A 23,905-nucleotide genomic window follows, 5' to 3' on the forward strand; every position below is an offset into this window, starting at 1 on the left:
GCGATCAGTGCGGCGTCAGCACCACCGTCTGGCAGGCGCGGCCAAGGGGCCCCGCCTCGTCATAAAGCTTTGAATCCGTCAGGCCGAGCCCGTTGTCGCGCCAGTCGGAGCCAGGCTCGACGCCGACCCATGGGCCTACCGGCGCGCGCGAAATATGGACGGCAATGTCGATGTTGGGAAAGCCCCAGCGCGTTGGCGGCCAGAACTCGGTGCCAGAGAGCCAATAGGGTGTGCCATTGTCAGCAAAGGCGAAGAGGTTCGCCATCGGCGCCTCGAAGGCGACCATGGGCCGCTTCATCCGGCCCCATTTCATGCCATTACCATCGTCGCGAATGTCGAGCGCATCGAAGAAGGTTGTGCGGTTCTGCGGTCCGCGCGCGCCCCAGACCGGGAGCGCCGACGGATCGACGGGCGCTGGCGCCGCGGAGACACGGCTTACCTCCGGTAGAGAGATAGGCTTCACGAAGGCGCCCGTCGCCTTGGCGATGAGCCTCTCGCCCGCCCAGAGGCTCGACTCGAGCATGGCTACGCGTCCGCCGGAGCGCAGCACTTCGATCCGCGTTTCGAGCCGCTCAAGCGGCGCGGGCCGCAGGATGAGCACCGAGGCGGTCATGGCCTGACCCCAATCTTCCTCTCGCGCGCGCTCTTCCATCGCAGCTACGACGAGGCCGGAGACGGCGCCGCCATGAAGCCCGCGGAATGGCCCCGTCGCTTCCACATGCGGTAGCCAGAAGGTGCCGTCACGCGTGAAAACCGGCTCCAGTTTGGTGTCGATGACGTTCAAGGCGCACACTCCCCAAGGCGAAACACGGGGCGAAAGTGGGTTCCAAAAGAGAACCTGTCAAGGTAATCTCCTGTTCAAAGGAGAACGGCTCATGCGCTGGGAAGATCTGGACCGCGAGCATTGCTCGCTCGCCCGCACGCTTTCGGTGATCGGCGACCGTTGGACGCTGATGGTCTTGCGCGAGTGCTTTCTGGGCATGCACCGCTTCGAGGAATTCGAGGCGCGGCTCGGCATCGCGCGGCATGTGCTGGCCGACCGGCTGAAGAAGCTCGCCGAAGCGGGCGTTCTCGCCAAACACCTCTATCAGGAGCGCCCTCGCCGCGAGGAGTATCGCCTCACCGAAACGGGGCTCGATCTCTATCCGGTGATCCTCGGGCTCGTCCAATGGGGCGACAAGCATATGGCCGGCACCGAGGGCGCGCCGCTTCTGCGCGTTCACAAGACGTGCGGCAAGGTCATGGATGGCGTGGTCGTGTGCTCGGAATGCGGCGAGCCGGTTCGGGCGCGCGACGTCCGCGTCGAGGCGGGGCCGGGGGCTGGCGAGGAAACGCTGCCGAGGCCGGCGCGCGCTAGCTGAAGCTCAGGCTTTGACTGGTGCAGCGATGGGGTCGCGCGCGAGGCGGTTGGCGATTACGCTCACGATCAGAAGCTGGAAGAAGTGGAAGAGCATCAGCGGCGCGATGATGAGGCCGAGCGCCGGATTTGCGCCGAACATGACCTTCGAAAGCGGAACGCCCGTCGCCAGCGACTTCTTCGAGCCGCAGAAGAGGCAGGCGATCGTGTCTTCGCGGTCAAGGCCAATCGCCTTCGCCGGGATCTTCATAAGACCGTAAATGACGAAGAAAAGCGCAATGACGCCCACGATCATGCTCACAAGAAGCGAAGCGTCATGATCGCTCCAGATGCCGGCGCTGATGGAGTCGCAAAAGGAATTGTAGACGATCGCGAGAATGACAGCGCGGTCGCAGATCTTCAGCCATGAGCCGTTGCGCTTGGCCCATTCGGCAAGCCAGCGATGGGCGATCTGTCCGGCGGCAGTCGGCACCAGCACCAGAAGCACGACCTTGGTGATGACGCTTTCGAGCGGCAGCGACTGGCCGGTCGAGTGCATGTACCAGGCCATGAGCAGGGGCGTGAGGAAGACGCCGAGAAAGGCCGATAGCGTCGCGTTGAAGATCGCGACCGGCACATTGCCGCGTGCCAGAGACGTCATGGCAACGGAGGAGGAAACGGTGCTGGGAAGTGCTGCGACGTAGAAGAAGCCGAGCCAGACCTCAGGCGGGAAAACGTCCTTCAGGAAGAAGCCGGCAATCAGCACCACGATCGGAAAGAGGACGAAAGTCCCAAGCTGCACGGTGACATGCACTTTCCAACGGGTGAGGCCCGCCCGCATCTTTTCCGGCGAGAGCGTGAGCCCGTATAGGAAGAAGACGATGACAAGGCCGTATTTGGCGACCCACTCTACATGGAGCGGGCCGCCGGTTATGCCTGGCGCCGGCCACAAGGCGGCTGCTGCGACAACGAAAACGAGGGCGAGAAGAAACCAATCGAGACCGAACTTTTGCAACATTCTTCCGCGCGCCCGAGAACCTGAACCAGAAACTGAGGTTTTATAACCCGTCAAAAAGGGCTGTCGAGAGATAACGTTCGGCAAAAGACGGAATGACGGCAACGATGGTCTTGCCCTTCATTTCGGGCCGGGTGCCGACCTCGATGGCCGCCGCGATGGCCGCGCCCGAGGAAATGCCGCAGGGAATGCCCTCGAGTTTCGCCGCCTTGCGGGCCGTTTCGAAGGCGGTTTCATTGCCGATGGTGATGACCTCGTCGATGAGCGTTCGATCGAGGTTGCCGGGCACGAAACCTGCGCCGATGCCCTGAATCTTGTGCGGGCCGGGCTGGCCGCCGGAAAGCACGGGGCTGTCTTCCGGCTCGACCGCGATCATGCGGAAGCCGGGCTTGCGCGCCTTCAGCACCGAGCCGATGCCAGTGAAGGTGCCGCCCGTGCCGACGCCCGAGATCACGGCATCGACCTTGCCATGGGTGTCGTTCCAGATTTCCTCGGCCGTGGTGCGGCGGTGGATTTCGGGGTTCGCCGGATTGTCGAACTGCTGGGGGCTGACCGAATTCGGGTGCTCCCGCATCAATTCCTCGGCCCGTGCGATGGCGCCCTTCATGCCCTTTTCGGCGGGCGTCAGCTCGATCTGTGCGCCGAGCAGCGCCAGCATCTTGCGACGTTCGATCGACATGCTTTCCGGCATGCAGAGGATGAGCTTGTAGCCCTTGGCTGCGCAGACGAAGGCGAGCGCGATGCCGGTATTGCCGGAGGTCGGTTCGATGATGACGGTGTCCGGCCTGATCTTGCCCTGTGCTTCCAGCGCTTCGATCATGGCGACGCCGATGCGGTCCTTGACGCTGGCCAGCGGGTTGAAGAATTCGAGCTTGAGAAAGATGTCGGCAATGGCGCCGGCCTCTTTTGCGAGGCGATTGAGCCGGACGAGCGGCGTATCGCCGATGGTTTCGATGATGCTGTCATAGGTCCGGCCACGTCCGGGCACTTTCTTCGCTTCGCTCATCTTGGCCTCCTGTTTTCGTTTTTGCGTTCAGATCGTGAAATCGGCGGCTGGCGTATCGATTGCGGCGCTTGCGCTTTCGGCGCGGCGGCAAAGATCGTCGATTGTGATCTTCTCCAGGCGCTCCATCAAATCCCGCTGCACTTCCTCCCAGAGCGGCGCGATCACGCGCTCGCCAAGTTCGGAGGGGCCGGTCGTCACCGGATCGTCGGCGGACTCCATGGCGCCGACGACACGCACGACCTCGCCCACTGTGATGCGGCGGCGTTCGCGGGCAAGCCTGTAGCCCCCGCGCGGGCCGCGCACGCCTTTAAGGATGCCGGCATGGACGAGCTGCTGCATCACCTGCTCGAGATAGCGCTGTGGAATGCCCTGCCGCTTGGTGATTTCCTTCGACTGCACGGGATCGGGCCGCGCATTGATTGCAACGTCAACCACCGCTTCCAGCGCGAGCCATGTTTTCTTGGACAAGCGTAGCATGATGGCTCCCCTTCAATTGCCTCTGGCAGCCGTGCCGGTCGAGCCGAAGCCGCCTGCGCCGCGCGCCGTTTCGTCAAGGCTTTCCACCTCGGCAAGCACGGCCTGCGTCACCGGCGCCACGACCATCTGCGCGATGCGCGTGCCGCGCGTGATGACGAAGGGCTCGGCTCCAAGATTGACCAGAATGACCTTCACCTCGCCCCGATAATCGCAGTCGATGGTGCCGGGCGAATTGAGAACCGTGACGCCATTTTTTGCGGCAAGCCCCGAACGCGGACGCACCTGCGCCTCGAAGCCGGTCGGCAGCGCGATGGCAAGGCCCGTCGGCACCAGTGCGCGGGCACCGGGCGCGAGCGTCAGTGGCTCGGCTTCGTCGACGGCGGCAAGCAGGTCCATGCCCGCGGCGCCTTCCGTCTCGTAGCGCGGCAGGGCGAGGCCGTTGCTGTGCGGCAGTCTCTGTACTGCGACGCGGATCGAAGCCGTCATGCGTTTTTATCCCTGTCAGTGAAATGCGCGAGGATGCGCCGCGCCAGCCGCTCCGCCACGGCCTGTTTCGGCAGGAGTGGCCAGTCTTCCTGGCCATCGCGCGTGATGAGGTGAACGGTATTGAGCTCGCCGCCCATCACGCCCGTTTCCGGCGAGACGTCGTTGGCGACGATCCAGTCGCAGCCCTTGCGGGCGCGCTTGGCCACCGCATGTTCGATGACCTTTTCCGTTTCCGCCGCGAAGCCGACGACCAGCGAAGGCCGGTTCGTGGTGAGATGCGAAATGGTGGCGAGAATGTCGGGGTTCTCGACGAGCCTGAGTTCCGGCGTGCTGGCGCCCGGCTCCTTCTTGATCTTCTGCGTCGCGTCGATATCGACGCGCCAGTCGGCAACGGCGGCTGCGCAGACCGCGACATCGACGGGCAGCGAAGCTTCGCAGGCCGCCAGCATTTCGCGCGCTGTCTCGACATTCTTCACCGTGACGCCAGGCGGCGGCGACAGGTTGGTTGGGCCCGAAACAAGAACGGTTTCCGCACCCAGACGCGCGAGCGCCGTCGCGATCGCGTAACCCTGCTTGCCGGAGGAACGATTGGCGAGATAGCGCACCGGGTCGATCGGCTCATGCGTCGGGCCGGAGGTCACCAGCGCCTTGATGCCCTTGAGCGGCAATTCGCCCTTGAAGGCGTTTTCGGAAAAATGCTGCTCGATAGCGGCGAGGATTTCAGCCGACTCCGCCATGCGGCCTGGCCCATATTCATTGCAGGCCATCGGGCCTTCGTTCGGTCCCACGATCTCGATGCCGTCGGCCATGAGCCGTTCGAGATTGCGCTGCGTCGCGCGGTGGGCCCACATCCGCACATTCATGGCCGGTGCGATCAGCACCGGCTTGTCCGTGGCCAGCAGCGTCGTGGTGGCGAGGTCGCCCGCGAGTCCGTTCGCCATCTTCGCCATGAGGTCGGCGGTGGCGGGCGCGACGACCAGCAGGTCGGCGTCGCGCGACAATTCGATATGGCCGATCTCGGCCTCGCGCGTCAGGTCGAAAAGTGACTGGAAGACCGGCTCGCCCGTCAGCGTGCCCACCGAGAGCGGTGTGACGAACTGGGCCCCTGCCTCGGTCAGGATGACGCGCACCCGCACCCCCTTGTCCCTAAGGCGGCGGATGAGCTCAAGGCATTTATAGGCGGCGATTCCGCCCCCGACGATGAGCAGGATGCTGCGGTTTTGAAGCGCGCTGTCACTCACGGAATGTAAACTCCGGCTTTGGCAGGGTTGCCTGGCATGTGTGTCGGCGGAGGGGAATATAAGGTTTTACGCCGCAAATGTGGAGATAAATTATTTCCCCTTGATAAGATGGTGAAAATGGCGCGCACGCGCATAAGGTCGGGCTCGGCCTTCGATCTCGTACGGCAATAATTGTTCAGAACAGCCTGAGCAGCAGAACGGCGGCAGCCGCCCCGACAATCGCCCAGACGAGCGGACCGCCGGGGCCGCGCCGGTTCTGGGCGCGGACCAGCGCCTCGGTCGAGGCGGGATGGAGCCTGATCCCCTCCTCGTCGATGCTTTCGGCAAAGAGCCGCGCGGTCCGCTCGGCCCGGTCGAGAAGCTCCGGCAGATTGCTGACCAGCCGTCCGAGTTCACGCGCGCCGGCAGCTGCCTCTTCGAGCCGAGTTTCGGGTGCGAGCCGGTCGATCATCCATGATTTGAGGATCGGCTCGGCGCTGTCCCAGATGTTGTGATCGGCGTCGAAGTTCCGAGCCACGCCCTCGATCACCACCATGGTTTTTTGCAGGAGGATGAGTTCCGGGCGCGTCCTCATGTCGAACTGTTCGGTGACTTGGAAGAGCTGGGCGAGCAGCCGCCCCATGGAAACGTCACGGGCGGGGCGTCCGAAGACCGGCTCTCCTACCGCGCGTAGCGCCTGCGCGAACGCATCGACGCTCTTTGTGTGCGGCACATAGCCCGCCATGAAATGCAGTTCGGCGACGCGCCGATAATCGCGCTGCACGAATCCATAAAGGATTTCCGCCATAAGGCGCCGCTGGCCTGCATCGAGCCTGCCCATGATGCCGAAATCGACGGCAACCAGCGTTCCATCTGCGTCGACGAAAAGATTTCCCTGATGCATGTCGGCATGGAAAAAGCCGTCGCGCAGCGCATGAGTAAGAAAAGACTGGATCGCCTGCGTGGCGAGCTTCTTCATGTCATGTCCGGCCGCGATGAGCGCGGGCACATCGGAAGCGGGAATGCCGTCCACCCATTCGAGCGTCAGCACGCGGCGCGAGGTGCGCTCCCAATCGACGGCGGGAACGCGGAAACCCTTGTCCTTCGCGACATTTTCCGCCATCTCGGACATGGCTGCCGCTTCGAGGCGGAAATCCATTTCGAGCTTCACGCTGTCGGCAAGCGTCTGCACCGTTTCGATGGGACGCAGCCGACGCGCGGGCGGATAGACGCGGTCAACCGTTTCGGCGATCCAGAAGAAACTGTCGAGATCGCGCGCGAAGCTCGCCTCGACATCGGGTCTCAGCACCTTCACCGCAACATCGCGGCCTTCGGCGTGTGTCTCGTCGGGATGCGTACGCGCCTTGTGCACCTGCGCGATGGACGCGGCGGCGACAGGTTCGCTCAGCGATGAGAAAATTTCATCGACGTGACGGGCGAACTCCTCCTCAATGATCGCCTGAGCTTCCGACATCGGGAACGGCGGCAGCTTGTCCTGCAGCCGTGTGAGATCGGTCGCGAGTTCCGCGCCGATAATGTCCGGCCGCGTCGCGAGAAACTGTCCGAGCTTTATATAAGAGGGCCCGAGCTGTTCGAGTGCGGAGGCGAGGCGCGACGCGGGTTCCGCGCCATCCGTTTCAGGCACGGACTGTTCCCAAGGGAGACGGATCTTCGCGACCCCCAGCAGGAAGAGCAGCATTGCGGGCATTTCGCCGCGCAGTTCCACAGGGAATAGCGCGTCATGCCGCGCGAGCACACGGCCGGCGCGAACGAGGCGCGAGATATTGCGGAAAGCGCGGAGCATGAAGTTCCCTGCTCCTAGAGTCGCCAACCGGAATGGATCGCGGCGACGCCGCCGGTCAGGTTCCGATACTGGACGCGCGCAAAACCTGCGGCCTCGATCATGGATTTGAATTTTTCCTGCGGCGGGAAACGGCGAATGCTTTCGACGAGATATTGATAGGGCTCGCCGTCGCCCGTCACCCATTTTCCCATCTGCGGGATCGCACGGAAGGAATAGGCGTCATAGATCGCATCGAGTCCGGGCACCGCGACCTGACTGAATTCGAGACAGAGGAAATGACCGCCTGGCTTCAACACGCGGTAAGCGTCGGCAAGCGCCTTCTCTATATGTGTGACGTTGCGAATGCCGAAAGCGATCGTATAGGCGTCGAAGCTGCGATCGGGAAAGGGAAGCCGCTCCGCATCGCCGCAAACGAATTCGACGCGCCCGCTATGTTCCTGCGCTTCCGCGCGATCCTGGCCGACGCCGAGCATATGGCGGTTGATATCGCAGACCGTAACATGCGTATTCGGACCGGCGCGGTCGAGGATGCGGAAGGCGATGTCGCCCGTGCCGCCGGCAACGTCGATATGAGCGAAAGCCCGTTCGCCGCGCGGCGGATTGAGCCAGTCGATCATCGACTGTTTCCAGGCGCGGTGAAGGCCGCCCGACATCAGGTCGTTCATCAGGTCGTAGCGTGAGGCGACATGCTCGAACACGTCGTGAACGAGCTTGGCCTTTTCGTCCTCGGCAACCGTCTTGAAGCCGAAATGCGTCGTCGCCTCGCCTTCCGGCGCGGCGTCGTTCTCTGCGGTGTGAAGTGTCGTACTCATCGGGCGGACCATAGCCTAGCGGCTTCAACGGCGCTACTTTCGTGGGCGCGGCTTCGTCCGCCCTATCGTCGCAAGGCCAAAGTCACAAAAGAGCATGCCCGAACTGCCCGAAGTCGAAACCGTCCGCCGGGGGCTGGCGCCCGCTCTCGAGGGATGCCGCATCAGGCTCGCGACCCAGCGCCGCGCCAATCTGCGCTATCCCCTGCCCGACCGTTTCGCCGAGCGGCTGACGGGACGGCTGGTCGAGCGGCTCGATCGCCGCGCGAAATATATCCTTGCCCGGCTCGACAGCGGCGAGGTTCTGCTTATCCATCTTGGCATGTCGGGCCGTTTCACCATTCATCCGCCTGAAGGTGGCGAGGCTGCGCCCGGCCAGTTCCACCACGCGACGCCGGAAAGCGGCGCGGGAACCGGGAAGCATGACCACATCATCTTCGACATGGAGGACGGCACCCGCATCGTCTATTCCGATCACCGGCGCTTCGGTTTCATGGACCTGATCGTGGAGGCAGATCTCGATGCCAATCCGCATCTGGCTTCCCTCGGGCCGGAACCGCTGGGTAATGAATTTTCCGCCTTCACCCTTTCCGAGCGGCTTAGGGGACGCCGCGCGCCGATCAAGGCGGCGCTGCTCGACCAGCGGACAGTTGCAGGGCTCGGTAATATCTATGTCTGCGAGGCGTTGTTCCGCGCCGGCATCTCGCCCAATCGTTCCGCCGCGAGCGTCGCCGGTCCGCAGCGCTCGGAAAGGCTCGCCCGCGCCATCAGGGAAGTGTTGAACGAGGCGCTCGCCGCGGGCGGCTCCACCTTGCGGGACTATGCGCACACGGATGGGGAGCTTGGCTATTTTCAGCATTCCTTCGCCGTCTACGACCGTGAGGGCGACGCCTGTTCAAAGCCGGGCTGCGGCGGTACGGTGAAGCGGATCGTGCAGTCCGGGCGCTCGACCTTCTATTGCCCGCGCTGTCAGAAATGATCGGGGCAGCATGAGGGGGGATCGAATTCGATGACGATGCGCTTTGCGGCTCTCGCCTTCATTCTTGGCTTTGCGATGCTGCCCGGCCATTTGCTCGCGGAGGAACGGGCGGCGGGCTATCTCGATGCGGTCGAGGACATGCCGCTCATGGAGGGTCTGCACGAGACCGGGGATGGCGGGGTCGTCTTCGACAAGCCCAATGGCCGGATCATTCGCACGGTGGCCAAAGGAAATGTTGCTCCCGCTTCGGTCCGCCGCTTTTATGTGGAAACCCTGCCCCAGCTCGGCTGGAAACGGCAGAAGAAGCTCGAACTCATCAAGGATCTCCTCGTTTTCCGTCGTGAGGGGGAGCGCCTGGAAATTCAGACCGTTCCCGAAACGGATGGCGCGACGGAAGTGCGCTTCTCGATCGAGCCTGAGTGAGGCCGTCTAGCGCTTGGCAATCTGTTAATTCCCCGCCAAGGCGCGGTTTTGTGCCCTTTTCGGCGCGGTTGACGGAAAGAGCCGCCCCGCGTATAACGCGCGCCTCGGAAAGAACGGACCTGCCAATAGGCTTGAGGTCATTCTTTTCAAAAAAGGCGCGAGGCCCCTTTGGCCGGAACTTTGTCACCGAACATTCGGTGTCTCGCGAACCAGCATGAAATTTTGCGTCGGCATCGCGGATGTCCGATGAGACAAAGGTCAGATACCCATGGCGAATACTCCCTCCGCAAAAAAGGCAATCCGCAAGATCGCGGCGCGCACCGAGGTCAACAAGGACCGTCGCTCGCGTATGCGCACCTTCATCCGCAAGGTTGAGGAAGCGATCGCCAGCGGCAACAAGGAAGCCGCTGCCGCCGCGCTGAAGGAAGCGCAGCCGGAGATCATGCGCTCGGCGCAGAAGGGCGTCGTTCACAAGAACACGGCATCGCGCAAAGTGTCGCGCCTCGCCGCCCGCGTGAAGGCACTCGCCTGAGGCGAACAGGCGCTCGCAACGCGCATCATTGATGCGTTGCGCAGTCGAGAGCGAAGCCCGCGAATGACGCGGGCTTTTTCTTTTCGCGTATGGCCAAGTGTGATGCTTTTGTTTCAGTGAAAATGAATGCGTTGTCGCAATGTGTTTTTCGCGCGCGCGAAGACTCTTCGCGCTACATCTGCGCATCGAATTGGATTCATTCACATCTTCATGTGTGCGTTGCGACGATGCTCGTTTGAGATGCAATTTTCGCTGGCGCACATGCACATTTCGCGCGCGCTGTAAGAACTTTTTTTGTCAGCGGACGACTCTTCTCGCTTGCCTCCAAAGAGCCTCGAATGTATGGTTGTTAACCTCGAAGAGGGCAACGAATACTGATGTTTTTCAATAAAAATTGACTGAATACAGTATTTGATTGTGCCGCTTTGACCGGCGAAAAGTATCCACACAGTTGTGCGTGACGAGGCGGAGGAATTCCTATAGGGATTGCCGCCGTGAAGAGAGCTGTGCCTGCGATATGAGGGCTGGGTGTCTGTTGGAGATGGGGCTGATGTCGGTTAACGCAAGCACGGAAGTTGAGCCTCGGATCCTCGGCGATCGCCCCGCGAATTACGCGGGCGATGTTTCGGCTGAAGAGGCCTGGCGTGTTCTTGCTGCAAATCCGAACGCCGTCCTGATTGATGTGCGCACGCGTGCGGAGTGGTCCTACGTAGGGCTGCCCAACCTGTCGGCCATAGGCAAGGAACCCTTGCTCGCCGAATGGCAGGTCTTTCCCTCCATGGCTGTGAGCGAGGCCTTTGCGGGCGATGTCGCGGGCGCGCTGGGCGAGGAGCGCAAGGATGCGCCGGTTCTGTTCCTCTGCCGTTCGGGTGCGCGCTCGCGCGCGGCGGCGGTGGCGATGACGGCGCAGGGTTTTGCGCATTGCTACAACGTGGCCGGTGGCTTCGAGGGCGATCTTGATGAAGATCGTCATCGTGGGCACCGCAACGGCTGGAAGGCATCCGGCCTTCCCTGGGCACAGGGTTGAGCGGCTGGCGGCACTGAATTGAGAAATTAACCGGCGGGTGGATTCTCCCTCTGTCGGGGGTACGGGCAAGGGTCCGGCACTGGGGGCGGTGTCGGTTCCGGGAAAGTTCTGGCGGATCGGGGGCCGGGACAAGACGAGGGGTAGAAGTCGTGAACGAAGACAAGCTGGTTTCGGCGGCTAAATCGGCTTTCCGTCCCGCAGGCGAAACGCGCGGTATGGAGCAAGGGCGAGCGGAAGCGCGTCCGGCCCGTGCTCTCGGCGCCGGGCGCGAGGCGGCGGAGAGTGGCTCCGCCGTGGAGACTGGATCCGGGGCGGCATCGCTGGTTGAGTCCGGTCTTGGCGAGCAGTGGCGCCGCGTGCGCGCCCGCCTCCATGCGGAGCTTGGAGAAGCGACCTTCAACAGCTGGTTCAAGCAGATCGAACTGGTTGGCGTGGGTGATGGCCGCGTCATGCTCGCCGTGCCGACGCGCTTCATCCGCAACTGGCTGCTCTCCCATTACGCTGAACGTCTGTCGACACTCTGGAGCGAGGAAGATCCGGCGCTTTCGCGCATCGAGGTTCTCGTGCATACACGAGCCGCCGAGGTTGCGCCCGTCGCCGCAGAGCCTCAGGCCGCACCTGCGCCCACGCTCACGCCCGCCGCCCAGATCGACGGCCATGCCGCGCCGCGCCATGTGGCCCAGGCCGCACCGAGGTTCACCGCGCCGCAGCCGACTTCCGCCTCGCAGATTCCGAATGGCTTCGAGGATGCGGGTGTCGGCGCGCCGCTCGATCCGCGTCTCACCTTCGACGCTTTCGTCGTCGGCAAATCGAACGAACTCGCGCATGCGGCGGCCCGCCGCGTCGCAGAGGCGACGGACGTCACTTTCAATCCGCTGTTCCTTTATGGCGGCGTCGGCCTCGGCAAGACGCATCTCATGCACGCCATCGCGTGGGAAATCCGCCGCCGTCAGCCGGAGCGCAAGGTGCTGTACCTCTCGGCCGAGAAGTTCATGTACCAGTTCGTGCGCGCGCTGCGCTTCAAGGACACGATGGCCTTCAAGCAGCAGTTCCGCACCGTCGACGTGCTGATGATCGACGACGTGCAGTTCATCTCGGGCAAGGATTCCACGCAGGAAGAGTTCTTCCATACCTTCAATGCGCTGATTGATCACAATCGTCAGGTCATCATCTCGGCCGACCGTTCGCCTTCCGATCTCGAAGGCATCGAGGAGCGCATTCGTTCGCGCCTCGGCTGGGGTCTCGCCGCCGACATCCATCCGACCGATTACGAGCTTCGCCTCGGTATTCTTCAGGCCAAGGCCGAGGAAATGGCGAGCCGCAACGGGCCGGTGACGATCCCTGATGGTGTGCTCGAATTCCTCGCGCATCGCATCGTCTCGAATGTCCGCGAGCTCGAAGGTGCGTTGAAGCGCGTCGTGGCTTATGCCTCGCTGGTTGGCCGTCCGATCACGCTCGACATGTCTCAGGACGTTCTGCGCGATCTCCTGCGCTGCAACGACCGCAAGATCACCATTGAAGAAATCCAGCGTCGCGTAGCCGAGTATTACAACGTCCGCCTCGCGGACATGCTCTCGGCGCGCCGTGCCCGCGCGGTGGCGCGTCCGCGTCAGGTGGCCATGTATCTCTCCAAGCAGCTCACCACCCGGTCGCTGCCCGAGATCGGCCGCAAATTCGGCGGCCGCGACCATACGACGGTGATCCATGCCGTCCGCAAGATCGACGAGTTGCGCGCGGCCGATAGCGGCATGGACGAGGATGTCGACCTGCTGCGGCGGATGCTTGAAGGCGGCAACGGAGCAAGCTGAGCGGACCCCTTTGAAGCCGCCTTTTCTCGCCCCGCTAAACCCCTGCGGAATCACGTAATTCCGGCGTTCGAGATAGGGGTTTTTCCATGCTGAAAAACGTGCATCGCGCGGACGATCTGCTATACTTCAACAAATGATTTTCTGCGGATTTCCGGCATTTGCCGGGAGGTATGCAGGCAGGGGCCCGAAGGTCCCTCCCGACGCCTCTTCCGACCCCCGGTTTTGCGGGTTCCCGAACAGGACAGGACGCTCCGGCCATGCTTTCGGCCAAGGCGCGCCACCTCAGGGATACGCTGCCGCCGGGGTCCGGGTCCGCTGCAGACGAGCCTTAGCGGCCATCAGGGCAAGGGCTGAGCGCCCAAACGGGGGACCGAAGAGAGACCATGAAGATCACGATCGAACGGGGCGCGCTCCTCAAGTCTCTCAACCACGTGCAATCGGTCGTCGAGAGGCGGAACACCATTCCGATCCTGTCCAACGTCCTCATCAAGGCCGAGGACGGGCAACTGAGCCTCACCGCGACCGATCTCGACATCGAGGTAGTGGAGTCTATCGATGCCGATGTGGCGCAGAAGGGCGCAACCACGGCGCCGGCTCACACGCTCTACGACATCGTGAGGAAGCTGCCCGACGGGGCCCAGGTCGAGCTTTCGACCGGCGCCGACGAGGGCCGCCTCCAACTCACCGCCGGCCGCTCGCGCTTCGCCCTTCAGGCGCTGCCTCAGGAAGACTTCCCGGCCATGGCCGCCGGCCAGTTGCCGCATCATTTCGATCTGCCGGCTGAGGCCATGCGCCGCCTGATCGACAAGACCCGTTTCGCGATCTCGACCGAAGAAACGCGCTACTACCTCAACGGCATCTATCTCCATGCCGTCGAGAGCGGCAAGGCGGGCGTCCTGCGCGCCGTCGCGACCGACGGGCACCGTCTCGCCCAGGTCGACCACGATCTTCCGGCGGGCGCCTCCGGCATGCCCGGTGTCATCGTGCCGCGCAAGACCGTGCTCGAGCTCCAGAAGCTTCTGGAAGGCAATGCGGGCACGATTTCGGTCGGCGTCTCGGAAACCAAGATCCGCTTCGAATTCGCCGGTGTGGTGCTGACCTCGAAGCTCATCGACGGCACTTTCCCCGATTATGGCCGCGTCATCCCGGCCGACAACGACAAGATCATGCAGGTCGATGGCAAGCGCTTTGCCGAGGCCGTGGACCGCGTCTCGACCATCTCCACGGAGAAGTCGCGCGCGGTGAAGCTCAATCTCGACGAGGGCCGCCTGACCCTCTCGGTGACGAACCCGGATTCGGGCAGCGCGACTGAGGAACTTTCGGTTTCATACTCGAGCACGCCGCTCGAAATCGGCTTCAACGCCCGCTACCTGCTCGATATTACCGGGCAGCTCGACGGCGCCGAAGCCACATTCGCGCTGGCGGATTCCGGTTCGCCGACGCTCGTGCGCGACAGCGACGACGAAAAGGCGATCTACGTGCTGATGCCGATGCGCGTGTAGGACGCGCATAGGGCGCGTGTAAGGAACGGAACGAATTGTTGGCCCGCACGGGTGAGAGGCTTGCGATCAGTGGCGACACCGGCGCTCCAAGCTCCTTTGGAACGAAGGCCGTTCTGTGTGCAGACCGAGCCAATCGGCTGAGCCGCCTCGTCGTCACCGATTTCCGTTCCTATGCGCGGGCCGAGATTGAGCTCGACGGTCGCCCCGTGGTGCTGACGGGCGAAAACGGCGCGGGCAAGACCAATCTTCTCGAAGCGGTATCGCTTCTCTCGCCGGGCCGTGGTTTGCGCGGCGCGGCCTACGCCGAAATTGCGCGCGACGGCGGCGCGGGCGGATGGGCGGTTGCAGCCACTGCCGAAACGCCTGAAGGGCCGGTTCGCATCGGCACGGGCATTGCGCCCGGCGCGGAAGCCGCGCGCTCCCGCGCAGTCCGGATCGACGGCGCGAATGCTTCGGGCGCGGGCGCGCTCGGCGCACATCTCCGCGTCGTCTGGCTCACGCCCGCCATGGACCGGCTTTTCGTCGAAGGCGCGGGCGAGCGGCGCCGTTTTCTCGACCGGCTGGTGATGGGCTTCGATCCCGCCCATGGCACGCGGGTCAATGCCTATGAGCGCGTTCTGCGCGAACGCAACAGGCTGCTGGCCGATGGCGTCATGGACGAGTCCTGGCTTGGCGGCCTTGAAGAGCAGATGGCTGAGCATGGCGTCGCCATTGCCGCCGCCCGCGTCGAGACGCTGGCGCGGCTGCGCGGCGCGATCGATGCTGCGAGCGAAGCGCATTTCCCGCGCGCCGACATCGCCCTCGAAGGCACGCTCGAAGAGGCACTGGCGGGAAAGCCCGCCGTCGATGTCGAGGACGATTTCATTCGCCGCCTCGCCGCCGCGCGCGCGCGGGACGCTGGCGCAGGCCGCACGCTCGAAGGACCGCATCGCTCGGACCTTTTGGTGCGACACCGGGCGAAGGATCGCGAAGCGCGGCTTTGCTCGACCGGCGAGCAGAAGGCTTTGCTCATCGGCATTGTGCTCGCAAATGCCCGGCTTCTTGCCGCGCAGGGCCGCGCGCCGCTTCTGTTGCTCGACGAAATTGCGGCCCATCTCGACGAGGAGCGCCGCCGCGCGCTTTTCGACGAGATCGTCGCGCTGGGCCTCCAGGCCTTCATGACGGGAACGGACCCCGTACTTTTCGCCGCGCTGGGAGCGGCTGCGCAATCCTTCGATGTGAAGCGCGGCGCGGTCACGCAATTGAACTGAGACCGGCGAGTGCCGGAACAAAGATCTGAGGAATATACATGTCTCCCAATAGCAGCCCGGAAGAATACGGTGCGGAATCGATCAAGGTCCTGAAGGGCCTCGACGCGGTGCGCAAACGCCCGGGCATGTATATCGGCGATACGGATGACGGCTCGGGCCTTCATCACATGGTCTATGAGGTCGTCGACAACTCGATCGACGAAGCGCTGGCCGGTCATTGCGATACGGTCTTCGTGCGCCTCAACGCCAATGGCTCGGTCACCGTCGCCGACAATGGTCGCGGCATTCCGACCGAGATCCACAAGGGCGAAGGCGTCTCCGCCGCAGAGGTCATCATGACCCAGCTGCATGCGGGCGGTAAGTTCGATCAGAATTCCTACAAGGTGTCGGGCGGCCTGCACGGCGTCGGCATCTCGGTCGTCAACGCGCTGTCGGACTGGCTCGAAATGCGCATCTGGCGCCAGGGCAAGGAACACCGCATGCGCTTCGAGAATGGCGTGCCCGTCGCGCCGCTCGCGGTTGTGGGCGATGGAGGGCTCGACGAAAAAGGCAAGCCGCGCACCGGCACGGAAATCACCTTTCATCCGTCTTCGCAAACTTTCACCAAGACCGAGTTCGACTACGGCACGCTTGAGCATCGTCTGCGCGAACTCGCCTTCCTCAATTCCGGCGTCAAGATCGACCTCTCCGACATGCGTGGCGTGGAGCCGAAGACGCTGCATCTGATGTATGAAGGCGGTCTTGCGGAATTCGTGCGCTTCCTCGACCGCATCAAGACGCCGCTGATCACCGCGCCGATCTATCTCAAGGCCGAGCGCGATGGCATTACGGTCGAGCTCGCCATGTGGTGGAACGACAGCTACCACGAGAACATGCTCTGCTTTACGAACAACATTCCGCAGCGCGATGGCGGCACGCATCTCGCGGGCTTCCGCGCGGCGCTCACGCGCGTCATCAATAATTACGCGAATGAGAGTGGCATTGCGAAGCGCGAGAAGGTTTCGCTCACCGGCGACGACGCGCGCGAAGGCCTCACCTGCGTTCTTTCGGTCAAGGTTCCCGATCCGAAATTCTCGTCGCAGACGAAGGACAAGCTCGTCTCGTCCGAAGTGCGTCCCGTGGTCGAAAGCCTCGTCAACGAAGCGCTGACGACCTGGCTCGAGGAACATCCGGGCGATGCGAAGACGGTCGTGAACAAGGTCGTCGAGGCGGCCGCCGCCCGCGAAGCGGCGCGCAAGGCGCGCGAGCTCACGCGGCGCAAGGGCGCGCTCGACATTTCGAGCCTGCCGGGCAAGCTCGCCGATTGTCAGGAGCGCGATCCGTCGAAGTCCGAACTCTTCATCGTCGAGGGCGACTCGGCCGGCGGCTCCGCGAAGCAGGCCCGCGCCCGCGCGAACCAGGCCGTGCTTCCGCTGCGTGGCAAGATCCTCAATGTGGAGCGCGCGCGTTTCGACAAGATGCTGTCGTCGAATGAAATCGGCACGCTCATCACTGCGCTCGGCACGGGCATCGGCCGCGATGATTTCAACATCGAGAAGCTGCGCTACCACAAGATCATCATCATGACCGACGCCGATGTCGACGGCGCCCATATCCGCACGCTGCTGCTCACCTTCTTCTACCGGCAAATGCCGGAGGTCATCGAGCGCGGCCACCTCTATATCGCGCAGCCGCCGCTCTACAAGGTGCGCCGCGGTTCGTCCGAGACCTATCTGAAGAACGAGAGTGCGCTCGAAGACTATCTCGTCGAGACGGGTCTTGAGGACATGGTGCTGACGCTGCATGACGGGACTCAGCGCTCGCGCGAGGATCTGCGCGAGATCGTCGAAAAGGCACGTGGTATCCGCAAGATTCTCAAGGGCCTGCCGCCCAAATATCCGCATTTCGTCGTCGAGCAGGCGGCGATTGCTGGCGCTCTTACGCCCAAGGCTCTCGAAGAGCCGGAGCATGCGAAGGAAGCGGCGGCCTATGTCGCCCGTCGCCTCGATCTGCTGTCCGACGAGACCGAGCGCGGCTGGGTCGGCGAGGTGACGGTGGATGGCGGCCTCTCCTTCCATCGCGACGTCCGCGGTGTGCGCGAGGAAGTGATGATCGACGCGCCCCTCATCGACAGCGCCGATGCGCGCCGCCTCGACGCCTATACGAGCCATTTGCAGGAGATCTATGTGAAGGCGGCATCGCTGCGCCGCAAGGATGACGTGCACGAAATCCGCTCGCCTTCGCAGCTCCTGGATGCCGTTTTCGCGGCGGGCTCCAAGGGCATTGCCATGCAGCGCTACAAGGGCCTCGGCGAGATGAACCCCGAGCAGCTGTGGGAGACGACGCTCGACAAGGAAGCGCGCTCGCTTCTCCAGGTGAAGATCCGCGAGCTCGACGAGGCGGACGACCTCTTCGTGAAGCTGATGGGCGACGTGGTCGAGCCGCGCCGCGACTTCATCCGCGAAAACGCGCTGAACGTCGCGAACCTCGATATCTGAGGATCAAAGCGACTTCGAGACGAGGCCTCTGAGGGAGAGATCGGTGACGAGCGCGACGAGGCGCTCGGCGTGATCGGCCCCGGTCGGGATGGGCATGAAGCCCAGCCTGACGCGTTCGGCCAGTCCGCGAAAGATCAGGCATTGGCCGACGAGCCAGAGCGCAGCGGCTGCGAGGTCTGCGGCCGGCGTGTCGGGCGCGAGGAAGGGCCGCACCACCTCTTTGGCGCGATCGAGGTGCGGCTTGATCTCCGTTTCCTCAATGTGATCCAGCGCGCCGGTTGGAGACAACATCTCCCAGGCAAGCAGCCGCATGTGCTGGGCACCTTCCCCATCCTCGATGGATTTAGGTATGATTCCGCGGATGAAGCCCTTCAAACGATCTTCGCGACTGTCGGCCTCGGCTGGTGCGTCCCCGTGATCGTCCGTGTCGATCGCCTTGCGGAAGGAATGGCTCAGCACCTCGCGGTAGAGATCGTCCTTGCTCCGAAAATAGTAATTGATCGAGGCGAGGTTGGTATTCGCTCGCGCCGCAATATCACGCACCGTCGCGTTGTGAAATCCGCGCTCGGCAAATAGCCCGCGTGCGGCCTCCAGCAAGCGTTCTTTCGTATTCTGTCGCCCCACGCGATCCAAGTCCTCAAACGAATGTTTAAAACTGCTCTGTGCGCGGTTTGCATCCGCACATGTCGAGTTAACGGCGCGACGCCGTGACTCCGTCGCTTTTCAGGCGATGCGTTTTTCGCAAAAATGAGGTCAACACGATGCAAATCTCAGGCGTATCAAGCAGTTCCTACCTGCAACAGCTGCAGCAGATGCTATTTGCCAAGGCCGACACCAACACGGACGGCTCGATTTCGATCGACGAATTTACCTCGACCGGCTCGGCAGGTTCTTCCGGTTCGGCAAATTCTGCCGACACATCGAAGGCCCAGGCGCTCTTCAAGTCGATGGACACCAGCGGCGACGGCAAGGTGACGGGCGACGAATTCAGCGCCTATTTCAGCAAGCTCACCTCCGACACTACCTCCTCGCTTCTGCAGCTTCAGCAGCAGGGATCGTCCGACCGCGCGTCGGATCTGATTTCGAAGGCCGACACGAGTGGCGATGGTTCGCTGTCGCTCACTGAATTCGCGGCGGCCGGTCCTGACGGCTCTTCGGGCACGGTATCGGACAAGGCCAAGGAGATGTTCGGCCAGATCGACAGCAATGGCGATGGCCAGGTGACGAAGGACGAGTTGAGCAGCTTCGATGCCTCGCATGGTCCCGGCCGCGCGGGTGACATGCCCCCGCCGCCTCCGCCGCCCTCAAGCGCGTCGGGTTCGAGCTCGACGGACGGTAGCTCGACGAGCGATAGCGCGACCTCGCTTGCCGATGTGCTGGCCTCGGCTTCGAGCAGCAGCTCCGATAGCACGGACAGCACCACTTCCACGGGCTCTACCTCTTCGGATTTCGCCAAGCAGATCGAGGCCTATCTGAAGCAGATGATGAGTGGCTATGCCAACCAGGCAAGCTCGAACGTGACGACAGGTCTCGTCGCCTGACGTCAGGCGACGTATTGTCGGAGGGACCGGGAAGGACAGGACGTCCTTCCCGGTCCCTCCAGCGCCGCGCGGGCCCGCGCTCTTGCCCTATTTCGACCCCGATTGGGTTTTATGACCGCCCTGCCGCGCGCCCCGGTTTGGCGACGCGGCGAACGGCTGCTAATTTGAGAGCGCAAATCATCGGTGGTTTCCGGGACGGGTTCCGGCGGCCCAACCGGCCAGTGAACTGATCCGCAAGGCGTATATGTCATCGCGAAAAGGCAGAGGCGGCCCGCCCGACGATCGGGACGATGATGACGGCAGTTGGACAACGCGCCGCGTGCCGGGGCTCGGCTCGGTGCGTATCGGCGTCGATGCCAATTTGCGCCGCCCTCCCCATCCCGCCTCCCCTAAAAAGCCGGCAAGGCCGAAATCCACCCAGAAGAAGTCCGTCGTCAAAGGCATGGTGCTGCGCGCCGATCCGCAGACGCGCGCCGTGCCGCCGCTCTCCTCCTATAGGGCAGAGCGTCCGCCCCGCCACCCTCGCGCCGAACGGCAGCACCGCAAATCGGGTGGAAGCATCATCGGCAGCCTCTTTTACTGGACGCTTGTCCTCGGGCTCTGGGTCGCGATCGGCATAGGCGGCCTGCTCTTCTATTTCGCCATGACCCTACCCGATACGTCGGGCCTTTACGATGTCGCGCATACGCCCTCGCTCTCGATCCTCGCGGCGGATGGCGAGGCGCTCAGTCATCGCGGCGATCTGTTGGGCGGTCGCGTGGCGTTGGCGGACATGCCGAGCTATCTGCCCGAAGCGGTCATCGCGACGGAGGACGAACGCTTCTACTGGCATTTCGGCATCGACCCTATCGGCCTTTTCCGTGCCCTGTACCAGAACTACCGCGCCGGCACCGTCGTGCAGGGTGGCTCGACCATTACGCAGCAGCTGGCGAAGAACGTCTTCCTGAAGCCGGACCGCACCATCGAGCGCAAGATCAAGGAAATGCTGCTCGCGATCTGGCTTGAGGCTCGCTACTCGAAGGCTCAGATCCTCACGCTCTATCTCAATCGCGTCTATTTCGGCGGCGGCGCCTATGGCGTGGAGGGCGCATCGGAGCGCTACTTCAAGAAGAGCGCCCGCGAACTCACGCTGTCGGAGGCGGCCATGCTGGCAGGTCTGCTGAAGGCGCCCTCGCATTATTCGCCGACCAACGATCTGGCGCTCGCGCGCAGCCGCGCCCACATCGTGCTCGATAACATGGTACGGGCGGGTTACATCACACCCGCGCAGGCCGCTGCAGCCGATGCGCACCCCGCCTCGCTCGAAGGCTATTCGGCCTCCGGCTCGATCAATTATTTCGTTGACTGGGTGGCCGATGTGCTGCCCGGCTTCGCGGGCGAACCCAATACCGATCTCGTCGTCCGCACGACCATCGATCCGGACATGCAGCGCGTCGCCGAGGATGTGGTCGCAAAATTCATGGCGACGGAGGGGGCGAAGGTCGGTGCCTCTCAGGTCGCGCTTGTGGCGATGACGCCGGATGGCGCGGTTCGGGCGATGGTGGGCGGGCGTTCCTACGCCCAGAGCCAGTTCAACCGCGCGGTGCAGGCACGGCGCCAGCCTGGCTCCGCATTCAAGCCCTTCGTCTATCTCACCGCGATGGAACATGGGCTCACGCCGGAAACGATACGTGTCGACCAGCCTGTGAGCTACGGCGGCTGGTCGCCGTCGAATTACTCGGGCCGTTTTGAAGGCGAGATGACGCTGCGCCATGCGCTGGCGGAGTCGGTCAATACCGTCGCCGTGCAGGTGGCGCAGGAGGTGGGCGTACAGAACGTCATCCGCACCGCGCATCGTCTCGGCATTCAGGAGACGCTGCCGCCAAATCTTTCGCTCGCGCTCGGCACCTGCGATGTCAACCTGCTCGAACTGACCGCCGCCTACGCCGCCTTCGCCAATGGCGGCTCTGGTGTCATCCCGCATGGCATCGACGAGGTGATGACGCGCGACGGCGACCAGATTTATCGCCGCTCGGGCTCGGGCCTTGGTAGTGTGATGAGCGCGACGGCGCTTTCCGAGATGAACAACATGCTGCAAGCGGTCATGCAAGAGGGTACGGGCCGCAAGGCGACGCTTTCCGACCGGCCTGACGCCGGCAAGACAGGCACCAGCCAGGATTATCGCGACGCGTGGTTCATGGGCTTTACGCATGATCTCGTCGTCGGCGTCTGGGTCGGCAATGACAACCGAGCGCCGATGAAAAAGGTGACGGGCGGCGGTTTGCCCGCGACGATCTGGCATGAATTCATGGTTCGTACACAGACGGGCATTCCGGTGGCCGATCTTCCGGGCACCTACAGGCCGCAATTGGCGGAACCTGAAATCTCTCAGACGCAGCAGCCGGCCACGACGGATGCGGGCGCTGAAGATCCTGACCGGAAGCGCGATTGGGAAGAGCCAGGTTTCTTCGAACGGCTCTTCGGCGCTTCGCGCAACAATCCTCCCTCAGCGCTCGCCCCCGGCCATCCGGGCAATTGAGGACGCCATTTCGCTCGGCTATTCCGCTTTGGACGGCCCCGGTGTAGGGTCGCGCCAACCGAAATTTGATCTGCAGGAACATCATGATCGAAGCTGTCATCTGGGACTTCGGCGGCGTTCTGACGTCGAGCCCCTTCGAGGCTTTCAACCGCTACGAAGCCGAACGCGGGCTGCCGAAGGATTTCATCCGTGGTATCAACTCCACCAATCCCGACACGAATGCTTGGGCGCTTTTCGAGCGGAACGAGTGCTCGCTGGACGAATTCGACGAGCTTTTCGCCAAGGAGTCGGAAGCGAAGGGTGCGCTGGTCCGCGGGCGCGATGTCGTCGAGCTTCTCTCCGGCGACATCCGCCCGGAAATGGTCGAGGCGTTGAGGCGCTGCAAGGAACGGGCGAAGGTCGGCTGCATCACCAATAATGTGGCTGCCGGTTCCGGCGCCGGCATGGCGCGCTCCGAAGAAAAGGCCGCGATGGTCGCCGGGATCATGTCGCTCTTCGACCATGTGATCGAGAGCTCGAAGGTCGGCATTCGAAAGCCCGATCCGCGCATCTACGGCATGGCCTGTGAGGCGTTGGGCGTTTCTCCTGCCGGCTCGGTCTATCTCGACGATCTTGGCATCAATCTGAAGCCGGCTGCGCAGCTCGGCATGCGCACCATCAAGGTCGTGAATGCCGAACAGGCATTGCGTGAACTCGAAGAGGCGGTCGGCTTCCCGCTGCGCTAGGCCGCCCCCTTTCCATTTTATTGATAGCCATAGGCTTCGAAGTCCATCGCATAAAGCGAGCGGATCTTCGTTGCCTGTGTGCGGCTGACGATCAGATCGTCACGCTTCCCATTGCTGCTCTGGTTGAAGATCATTTTTCTTTCCGCCAGCGCGACGAGGAATGGGAGCCCCGCATTGGAAAAGATCTCACTTAAATCCGCCGAAAAATTCTCGAAACGACCGATTTTATCATAGACGATCTTTCCGCTGCCGAGAGAGATGAATTGCGGCCGCCAGTGCTCGTCGCAAAGTAGTCGCGCTTTTTCCAGGCTGAGTGCGACATAGTCGAGAAAGACATCAAAGTTGTAATTTATTTCGCCGCCAGGCTTGAATCCGAGCGCGAGCATATTGTCCCAGTGACGCAACGCCTGAGGATTTCTCTCGTCATCGACGAAGAAATTGCAGAAAGCTGACCTCAGGCGATTAACGGGATGGCGGACAAACGAGAATTTCACCGCTTCGGGGTTAGCGATCGCTGCCCTGTGGAGACGGAAATGCCGGAGTCCGAGCGGGAGCGTGCCGGATTCGTGGATATTGCCCTGAAAAGGCGCACCGAAGACATAAGTGTGCAGGATCTGGCTGATCGTGGTGCAGCCGCATTTGGCATTCTTCAGATAGAAGAGGCGACCATCGGGCGTCGTCACGCCATGCGCATAGGCGACGGCAAGCTCGGGGTCCAGATTATTGATTTCATGCCGGTTGCGGTGGCTTCTCGAGAAGGGGGAGAGCAGGGCTGAACGAAGTTTTTTCTTCTGTATAACAGTACACGGAATATTCATGGAGGGAACAAACCCTAAATCAAACAATAGTTTAGTTCATGGAAAGCAACGCACTTGATATACGGGCAGACATGCGGATTCCAGCGCTTCCGGCGGAATAATTTGTCGGGGAGTGGAAGACCGGCTTTGGCCGGTTCGGGAGGGATGTTGAG

Annotated in this window: 22 protein-coding genes; 12 read left to right on the top strand and 10 right to left on the bottom strand. The window is 62.8% G+C overall.

Annotation, left to right across the window (positions count from 1 at the left end; translation table 11 throughout):
- Positions 1-4: 4 nt before the first annotated feature.
- Positions 5-784, bottom strand: coding sequence for a thioesterase family protein (locus tag F2P47_RS00355; RefSeq protein WP_152214176.1), 780 nt, complete (start codon positions 782-784; stop codon positions 5-7).
- Between the two features lie 91 nt (positions 785-875).
- Between F2P47_RS00355 and F2P47_RS00360 the strand changes: the two genes are divergently transcribed.
- Positions 876-1,361: a winged helix-turn-helix transcriptional regulator gene (locus tag F2P47_RS00360; protein ID WP_152214177.1), complete on the top strand. Its 486-nt coding sequence runs from the start codon at positions 876-878 to the stop codon at positions 1,359-1,361.
- A 3-nt stretch (positions 1,362-1,364) separates the two neighbouring features.
- Here F2P47_RS00360 and F2P47_RS00365 read toward each other — a convergent pair whose 3' ends face one another.
- From F2P47_RS00365 to ubiE, 7 genes are all read right to left on the bottom strand, one after another.
- Positions 1,365-2,354, bottom strand: coding sequence for a bile acid:sodium symporter family protein (locus F2P47_RS00365; RefSeq protein WP_152214178.1), 990 nt, complete (start codon positions 2,352-2,354; stop codon positions 1,365-1,367).
- A gap of 40 nt (positions 2,355-2,394) precedes the next feature.
- Complete coding sequence (cysK, locus tag F2P47_RS00370; protein WP_152214179.1) at positions 2,395-3,357, bottom strand: cysteine synthase A; 963 nt, start codon at positions 3,355-3,357, stop codon at positions 2,395-2,397.
- Between the two features lie 27 nt (positions 3,358-3,384).
- Positions 3,385-3,834, bottom strand: a complete 450-nt coding sequence (locus F2P47_RS00375; RefSeq protein WP_152214180.1) for an RrF2 family transcriptional regulator — start codon at positions 3,832-3,834, stop codon at positions 3,385-3,387.
- Positions 3,835-3,846: 12 nt separating this feature from the next.
- Positions 3,847-4,320 carry a dUTP diphosphatase gene (dut, locus tag F2P47_RS00380; RefSeq protein ID WP_152214181.1) on the bottom strand — a complete coding sequence of 158 codons (474 nt, stop codon included), beginning with the start codon at positions 4,318-4,320 and terminating at the stop codon, positions 3,847-3,849.
- On the bottom strand, positions 4,317-5,561 hold the full coding sequence (gene coaBC, locus F2P47_RS00385) for a bifunctional phosphopantothenoylcysteine decarboxylase/phosphopantothenate--cysteine ligase CoaBC (RefSeq protein WP_152214182.1): 1,245 nt from the start codon (positions 5,559-5,561) through the stop codon (positions 4,317-4,319). The genes dut and coaBC overlap by 4 nt, the downstream gene beginning before the upstream one ends.
- Positions 5,562-5,736: 175 nt before the next feature.
- On the bottom strand, positions 5,737-7,344 hold the full coding sequence (gene ubiB / locus F2P47_RS00390) for a 2-polyprenylphenol 6-hydroxylase (RefSeq protein ID WP_152214183.1): 1,608 nt from the start codon (positions 7,342-7,344) through the stop codon (positions 5,737-5,739).
- 14 nt (positions 7,345-7,358) lie between these two features.
- Positions 7,359-8,156, bottom strand: coding sequence for a bifunctional demethylmenaquinone methyltransferase/2-methoxy-6-polyprenyl-1,4-benzoquinol methylase UbiE (gene ubiE, locus F2P47_RS00395; RefSeq protein WP_152214184.1), 798 nt, complete (start codon positions 8,154-8,156; stop codon positions 7,359-7,361).
- A 94-nt stretch (positions 8,157-8,250) separates the two neighbouring features.
- Here ubiE and mutM point away from each other — a divergent pair, with 94 nt between their 5' ends.
- The 8 genes from mutM to gyrB all read left to right on the top strand — a co-directional run bounded on the left by mutM (position 8,251) and on the right by gyrB (position 18,151).
- On the top strand, positions 8,251-9,132 hold the full coding sequence (gene mutM, locus F2P47_RS00400; protein ID WP_152214185.1) for a bifunctional DNA-formamidopyrimidine glycosylase/DNA-(apurinic or apyrimidinic site) lyase: 882 nt from the start codon (positions 8,251-8,253) through the stop codon (positions 9,130-9,132).
- A 30-nt stretch (positions 9,133-9,162) separates the two neighbouring features.
- A complete protein-coding gene (locus F2P47_RS00405; RefSeq protein ID WP_152214186.1) occupies positions 9,163-9,555 on the top strand; it encodes a hypothetical protein in 393 nt (130 codons plus the stop codon).
- A 268-nt stretch (positions 9,556-9,823) separates the two neighbouring features.
- Positions 9,824-10,087 carry a 30S ribosomal protein S20 gene (rpsT, locus tag F2P47_RS00410; RefSeq protein WP_152214187.1) on the top strand — a complete coding sequence of 88 codons (264 nt, stop codon included), beginning with the start codon at positions 9,824-9,826 and terminating at the stop codon, positions 10,085-10,087.
- Between the two features lie 550 nt (positions 10,088-10,637).
- Complete coding sequence (locus F2P47_RS00415; protein ID WP_152214188.1) at positions 10,638-11,114, top strand: rhodanese-like domain-containing protein; 477 nt, start codon at positions 10,638-10,640, stop codon at positions 11,112-11,114.
- A 215-nt stretch (positions 11,115-11,329) separates the two neighbouring features.
- Positions 11,330-12,922, top strand: a complete 1,593-nt coding sequence (dnaA, locus tag F2P47_RS00420) for a chromosomal replication initiator protein DnaA (protein WP_152214453.1) — start codon at positions 11,330-11,332, stop codon at positions 12,920-12,922.
- Positions 12,923-13,305: 383 nt separating this feature from the next.
- Positions 13,306-14,424: a DNA polymerase III subunit beta gene (dnaN, locus tag F2P47_RS00425; protein WP_152214189.1), complete on the top strand. Its 1,119-nt coding sequence runs from the start codon at positions 13,306-13,308 to the stop codon at positions 14,422-14,424.
- Between the two features lie 137 nt (positions 14,425-14,561).
- Positions 14,562-15,674 (top strand): DNA replication/repair protein RecF, encoded by a 1,113-nt coding sequence (gene recF, locus F2P47_RS00430; RefSeq protein WP_425500022.1) that lies wholly within the window; start codon positions 14,562-14,564, stop codon positions 15,672-15,674.
- A gap of 38 nt (positions 15,675-15,712) precedes the next feature.
- On the top strand, positions 15,713-18,151 hold the full coding sequence (gene gyrB, locus F2P47_RS00435; protein ID WP_152214190.1) for a DNA topoisomerase (ATP-hydrolyzing) subunit B: 2,439 nt from the start codon (positions 15,713-15,715) through the stop codon (positions 18,149-18,151).
- Positions 18,152-18,154: 3 nt separating this feature from the next.
- Here gyrB and F2P47_RS00440 read toward each other — a convergent pair whose 3' ends face one another.
- Positions 18,155-18,775 (bottom strand): CerR family C-terminal domain-containing protein, encoded by a 621-nt coding sequence (locus F2P47_RS00440; protein ID WP_185680874.1) that lies wholly within the window; start codon positions 18,773-18,775, stop codon positions 18,155-18,157.
- Positions 18,776-18,912: 137 nt separating this feature from the next.
- On the opposite strand from F2P47_RS00440, the gene F2P47_RS00445 reads away from it, so the two are divergent.
- The 3 genes from F2P47_RS00445 to F2P47_RS00455 all read left to right on the top strand — a co-directional run bounded on the left by F2P47_RS00445 (position 18,913) and on the right by F2P47_RS00455 (position 22,935).
- Positions 18,913-19,692 (top strand): EF-hand domain-containing protein, encoded by a 780-nt coding sequence (locus F2P47_RS00445; RefSeq protein WP_152214192.1) that lies wholly within the window; start codon positions 18,913-18,915, stop codon positions 19,690-19,692.
- 244 nt (positions 19,693-19,936) lie between these two features.
- On the top strand, positions 19,937-22,210 hold the full coding sequence (locus F2P47_RS00450) for a transglycosylase domain-containing protein (protein ID WP_152214193.1): 2,274 nt from the start codon (positions 19,937-19,939) through the stop codon (positions 22,208-22,210).
- Between the two features lie 83 nt (positions 22,211-22,293).
- Positions 22,294-22,935 (top strand): HAD-IA family hydrolase, encoded by a 642-nt coding sequence (locus tag F2P47_RS00455; RefSeq protein WP_152214194.1) that lies wholly within the window; start codon positions 22,294-22,296, stop codon positions 22,933-22,935.
- A gap of 17 nt (positions 22,936-22,952) precedes the next feature.
- Here the strand turns inward: F2P47_RS00455 and F2P47_RS00460 are convergent, their stop codons facing one another.
- Positions 22,953-23,753 (bottom strand): sulfotransferase family 2 domain-containing protein, encoded by an 801-nt coding sequence (locus F2P47_RS00460; protein WP_152214195.1) that lies wholly within the window; start codon positions 23,751-23,753, stop codon positions 22,953-22,955.
- Between the last annotated feature and the right edge of the window lie 152 nt (positions 23,754-23,905).

The organism is Parvibaculum sedimenti (assembly GCF_009184905.1).
GTDB lineage: Bacteria > Pseudomonadota > Alphaproteobacteria > Parvibaculales > Parvibaculaceae > Parvibaculum > Parvibaculum sedimenti.